Genomic DNA, 6,721 nt, shown 5'->3' on the forward strand with positions numbered 1-6,721 from the left:
AAAGAAAGCCAGAGTTTTGCGTGGCGTCAAGGGCGAAAAGGAGAAAGTTATGTCTGGTATAGATGCGGGTCAAATTGGATGGAAGGCTGAGAGTAAGACGGGTGTTGTTGCAGCGGGGGGGGCAGGTGCTGTTGCAGCGGGTGTTGAGATTTTGGACAGGGGTGGAAATGCGGCCGATGCAGCCGCTGCGACTATTTTTGCGCTGAATGTTACGGATCACGGTGCGTGTTCGATTGGCGGGGAGGTTCCGCTTCTTATTTATGATGCTGGGACTTCGGAGGTGAAGGCTTTGAGCGGACAGGGACGGGCACCGCGGTCTCAGGAGGCGATTGACTGGTATATGGAGAATGGTATTCCAGGCGATGGCGATATGAAGATGGCGCCCGTGCCTTCGGTTGTGGATTTGTGTATTACGACGCTCAGGCGATACGGTACGATGTCGTTTGAAGAGATTATTGCCCCTGTGCTCGCTCTGCTCGATGCGGGGGAGGATGATTGGCATCCCAATCTTGCGAGGACGTTGCGAAAGCTAATTGAGGAGGAGCATCTTACGTCGGGGAGTCGGGAGGAGAAGTTGCAAGCTGCCGCGGATCGCTTTTACGGGCGGAATAAGTATCGCAATGATATTGCGGAGGAGCTTGAGGCTTTTTATATCGCAAAGGGAGGGTTTTTGCGTCGGGAAGATCTGGCGACGCATGTTACGACGATTGAAGATCCGGTTACGGTTTCTTATCGGGGATATACGGTTTGCAAGTGCGGGCCGTGGACACAGGGTCCGTATTTGTGTCAGGCACTGCGCTTGCTGGAGAAGTTCGATGTCAAGGCTATGGGCCATCTTTCGGCGGATTATATTCACGTTGTTACTGAGGCGATCAAGCTGGCTATGGCGGACCGCGATGCGTATTATGCCGATCCCGATTTTTCGGGTGTGCCTCTGGGGGGATTGCTTTCCGATGCGTACACGGATTTGCGCGTGCCGCTTATCGATATGCATTCGGCTTCTCTGGAGGCGCGTCCAGGCGATCCGTATTTGATGCAGCCGGTTGTGGAAGGTGGTGTGTTCCGTCCGGGTACAGAGGGGACGACGACTTGTGTGGTGGCGGATCGCTGGGGCAATGTTGTTGCGGCTACGCCGAGTGCCAATGTTCACCGTCCTACGATTGATGGGGGGAGTACAGGGGTTACTTATGGGAATCGCCTGCGGAGTCTGAATACGACGGCGGGTCATCCGAATTGCATCCAGCCGGGGAAGCGTCCGAGGATTACGTTGACGCCTACGCTGGTGTTGAAAGATGGGCAGCCGATTCTGGGTATTAGTGTTGCGGGTGGCGATTTGCAGGATCAGACGACTTTGAATTTGTTGCTGGATTTTGTCGAGTTTGAGATTATGCCGGAGGAGGCTGTTACTGCACCCCGTTTTGCGACGGCGCATCACAACGATTCTTTTGATCCCAATCCCATCCGTGAGCAGACGTTCAAACAGGCCGGGTCGTTGACGCTGAACGATGCGATAGATCAGGATGTGCAGGACGATCTCGCCAGACGAGGGCATCAGGTCGAGGCGAAAGCATCTAATATTGCCACGCCTGTTATGGTTTATGTCGATCGGGAAGAGGGCAGGTATTACGCGGCAGGTGATCCCCAAGCGGGGCGTCACGCTGCGGGGTTGGAGGATGGGTGATCGTTTTCACGATGCGAGCCAAATAGCTGCGTAACATTAAAAACTTGACTTATAGAGAGGGATCATTATTTTTTTCAAACGTATGTGGGGAGTAAGAATGAGATATAGAATTTTTTGCGCCAATAATTAATTCTTCCGCGCGCTTATAGCGTTAAAAAACAAAAACGAGGTGATTTCCTCCCGGAGGCACGCCTCGTTTTATCATTATAACTGATGTTATGCATAGGTACAATTTTAATAAAAAAATGGGTTTTTATTTTGCTTCGCCGATCAAACGATGGGCATGCTTTTTGGTATTGCGCTGCCCCTTGTCTCTCGCCTTTCAGGTGTGTTTATCTCTGTTCTTTTCGACAGTGAGCCAGGCTTCTTCCCCGCCATCGAGTGATGTGCATTTCTGCAGGATTCTTGGTGCCGAAGATATGTGGGTACGCGATAGCCTCTATGCTGCTACGAAGCAGGCACTTAATCTGAATGTTGGCGAACCCCGCACGGTGCGGATGATCTACTTCTTGCCGAATGACCGTCCCTTTCGCCAGGAAGTAGTTCAGAAGATGAAAGATGCGATTCGCCAGATTCAGACCTTCTTTGCCGAGCAGATGCAGGCGCACGGGTATGGGAACAAGACTTTCCGCTTTGAGACCGATGCGCAGGATGAACCGATAGTTCACCGCGTGGATGGTCAACATTCCGATAGTCACTATCTTGACGACTGGGGTACTACGCGTGACGAACTTAAACAGACGTTTGATTTCTCTATGAATATTTACATCCTTGTCATTGACAATAGCGCAGACCTTATTGATAGGCGTTCAGCAGGAGAAGCAGCCCGGTGGTCAAAAGATAGTGGTATTGCGTTACTTCCTGGCGGATTTAGATGGCGGACAGCAGCACATGAACTCGGCCATGCCTTTGGATTGTGGCACGATTTTCGAGATAATGCGTACATCATGTCGTATGGAGGTGACCGAAGAAGTTCTCTATCTGCGTGCAATGCCGAATTTTTGACTGTGCATCCTTACTTCAATCCCGATACTCCGATTGAAGCGGGACAGTCGCCAAGCATCAAACTTATTTCGCCAAATGGATATCCGGTAGGTTCAAAGAGCGTCTCCGTTCAACTTAAAGTCAGCGATTCAGAAGGGCTTCATCAGGTTTTTCTATTCGTTCCAACAAGAGAATCACATCCAGGTCGTGGAGGCCTTGAGATGAAAGCATGTCGTGGATTGACGGGTGCAAGAGATCCTGTTGTTGAATTTGAGTATGATGGCATCATTCCATCTGATGGTCTTACGAGTCTTTCCAATCCTTTGGAGCATACGATTGTATTCGAGGCCGTTGATACGGATGGGAATGTTAGTGGTAGTAGATGGTTTGAACTGTGGGAATTTTCCCCACAATATATCGCCACCTTTGAAGGGCATACGAATGTGGTCACTTCTGTGGCGTATTCACCCGATGGGAGGATGCTAGCTTCCGGATCAGAAGATAACACGGTCAGACTGTGGGACATTAAGACAAGAAAAACCATCTCTACTTTCGAAGGGCATAGGTCTCATGTCACTTCTGTGACATTCTCATCCGATGGGACGATGTTAGCTTCCGGATCAAAAGATAACATCGTCAGACTGTGGGACATTGCGACGCAAAACAGCATCGCCACCTTTGAAGGGCATACAGATGAGATCAATTCTGTAGCATTTTCATCTGATGGGAGGATGCTGGCTTCCGGATCAGAAGATAACACGATCAGGCTATGGGATGTTGTGACGAAAAAAAGTATCGTCATCTTTGAAGGGCATACAGATGAGATCAATTCTGTAGCATTTTCACCTGATGGGACGCTCCTTGCTTCGGGGTCCGAGGACGGCAAGATCAAACTGTGGGATGTAACGACAAAAGAAAATATCGCTACTCTCGCAGGACACACATGGGATGTCTTATCTCTGTCGTTTTCACCCGATGGTACAACGCTGGCTTCTGGGGCTGATGATGGCACGGTCAGACTATGGGATGTTGTAACGGAAGACGATATCGGTATCCTTGAAGGACATGGGGGGCCTATCGCTTCTGTGTCGTTTTCGCCCGATGGAAGGATGCTTGCTTCTGGGTCAATTAGCGCGATCAAATTATGGGACCTTGTGACGAAGTACAATATTGCCACACTGCTAGGGCCAGTTAAGACAGTTTATCCTGTGTCGTTTTCGCCCGATGGAAGGATGCTTGCTTCTGGGTCAGGGGATAATGTCGGACTTTGGGATATATCTGAGTTCAGACAGCCTCGCCCTGTAAAACTTGTAAAAATTTCAGCTAATAATCAGCAGGGCCTGGTCAACGCACAATTGGATGATTCCCTTGTCGTCGAAGTGAGAGATCAGTACGGTGATCCCTTGCAAGGTGTTCAGGTCACATTTACTGTCACAGCAGGTGATGGAAGGCTCAGTGGGAGGTTCACTGCTGAGAACGTAACCACCGATGCCAACGGTAGGGCAGAGAGTATTCTTACACTCGGTTCTGATGCAGGAACAAACACCGTTGAGGTATCTGTCGCTGGGCTTGAGCTTGTAACTTTTAACGCCGTGGGCGTTGGAATGCCTACCACACCGATTATGGGAGGTGATTATCGGACGTGGCATTTACCCGATGGTGCCATCGCTCGCTTGGGTAAAGGAAGCATTAGTGGAAGTGACAGGGCAGTGGCGTTTTCGCCCGATGGTCACCGCTTTGCTGTAGCAAGTGGCATTGGCATCTGGCTTTACGATGTGGCGACGTCTCGTGAACTCGCACTACTGACCGGGCATACGGATGTAGTCCATTCTGTAGCGTATTCACCCGATGGGACGATGCTCGCGTCAGGATTAGAGGATGGTACGGTCAAGCTATGGGATGTGGCATCAAGAGAAAATAGCGTCACCCTTGAGGGACATACGAGAGGCGTCAATTATGTATTATTTTCACCCGATGGTACAACGCTGGCTTCCGGGTCAGGAGGTGGTATGGTCAAGCTATGGGAAGTGGCGTCAGGAGAAAATATCACCACTTTTGAAGGAAATTGGACCTCGGACTATTATTCTATAGCATTTTCAACTGGTAGAGTGATCCTCGCTGCAGGATCAGAGGATGGTACGGTCAGACTGTGGGATATAGCGACAGGAGAAACTATCGCCACTCTTGAGGGACACACGAAAAGGAGCACGCATACAGCATTCTCTCCTGATGGCAAAAAACTCTTCTCCACGTCTCAGGATAAAACGCTTAGATTGTGGGACTTAGATACAAAAAAAAATATCATTACCCTGAGGAATAGAAGTGCAAGCTCTGCGGCGTTTTCGCCCGATGGTACAATGCTCGCTTCAGGGTCATGGCGTGAGGTCAAGCTGTGGGATGTGGTGACAGGAGACAATATCGCCACCCTTGAGAGGGCGGGCTGGATCACTTCAGTGTCATTTTCGCCCGATGGTACAATGCTCGCTTCGGCGACAGAGGATGAGATCAAATTGTTGGATATAGCGACACAAAATGTTGCTACCATCAGACATATGTCCAGTGTCTTATCTGTGACGTTCTCACCCAATAGCACAAGCCTTGCTTCGGGCACAGAGAGTGGCGCAGTTCTGCTGTGGCATGTAGCATCAGGAAAAAGTATTGCCACTTTTGAAAGAAATTGGGGTGATATCTATTCTGTATCATTTTCACCCGATGGCACAACGCTGGCGTCGGGGTCATGGAATGAGATCAATCTATGGAATGTAGTGACAGGAGACAATATCGCTACGTTTAAAGGGCCTGAGTGGGTTAATTCTGTGGCGTATTCCCCCGATGGCACAATGCTCGCTTCTGGAGCAAGACAGAACATAGTTAGGTTGTGGGATGTAGCGACAGGAGACAATATCGCTACCCTTGAAGGACACACAGAGGATGTCAGGACTGTGTCGTTTTCGCCCGATGGTACAATGCTCGCTTCAGGATCAGAGGATGGCACAGTCAGGTTGTGGGACATTGGGACACGAACAAATACGGCCATCCTTGAAGGGCATACAAGCTGGGTCAAATCTGTGTCATTTTCGCCCGATGGTACAACGCTGGCTTCCGGGTCAATTGATGGCACAGTCAGGCTGTGGGATGTGGCGATGGAAACAAATACAACTACCCTTGAAAGGCATATAGGACTGGTCTATTCAGTGTCGTTTTCACCTGATGGCACAACCCTCGCTTCAGGGTCTTGTGATAACACGGTCAGATTGTGGGATGTAGCGACAGGAGACAATATCGCCACGCTTGACGGGCATACGCGTTGTGTCGAATCTGTGTCGTTTTCCCCTGATGGCATAACCCTCGCTTCCGGATCTTTTGATGGTAGCGTTCTTCTGTGGGATATGTCGGCGTATGTCACGCCTGAGGTCATCACACCTGTGGTCACTATCCCCGATGCAAACCTGCGTGCGGTGATTCGAGATGCGCTGGGCAAGTCGCGTTTTGCACCTATTACCACGGCGGATATGGCGAATTTGACTACTCTTGATGCGAGCAATAGCAATATCCGCGATCTGACCGGGCTTGAGTTTGCAACCAATCTGACCGAGTTGAATCTTGTGGATAATCGGCTGAGTTCGTTGTCTATCAACACGCATATTCCAGCCCTTCAGGACAGAGGTGTTGAGGTCTTGCTTGCCAGGTCGCCAACGCCTGATTTTGATGGGAATGGGACGGTTGGTATTAGCGACTTTTTGCTTTTTGTAGATGTGTTTGGGACTCAGGTGGGACAAGCAGGGTATGAGTCAAAATACGATCTGGATGGTAATGGCGTGATAGGTATTCCCGATTTTCTGATCTTTACCGATAGCTTTGGCAAAGAGGTATCTACGCCCAGCGGTGGTGATAGTGGCGGTAACGGTGGCGGGACGATGCAGGTTGCTATTCTGGATGCGAATTTACGTGCTGTCATTGAGGATGCGCTTGGCAAGGCGAGGGGTGCGCTGATTACCAGGAATGAGATGGCAACCTTAACTCGTCTTTCTGCATGGGATGCTAATATTGGGAACT

Annotated in this window: 2 protein-coding genes; both read left to right on the top strand. The window is 50.0% G+C overall.

The features are described from left to right. Window positions 1-49 precede the first annotated feature (49 nt). Window positions 50-1,681: a gamma-glutamyltransferase gene (locus OXG87_10335; GenBank protein MCY3869946.1), complete on the top strand. Its 1,632-nt coding sequence runs from the start codon at window positions 50-52 to the stop codon at window positions 1,679-1,681. A gap of 419 nt (window positions 1,682-2,100) precedes the next feature. Further along, window positions 2,101-6,721: Ig-like domain-containing protein (locus OXG87_10340; GenBank protein MCY3869947.1), on the top strand; the 4,621-nt coding region annotated here is incomplete at its 3' end.

The sequence above is a fragment of the Gemmatimonadota bacterium genome (genome assembly GCA_026706845.1).
Lineage (GTDB): Bacteria > Latescibacterota > UBA2968 > UBA2968 > UBA2968 > VXRD01.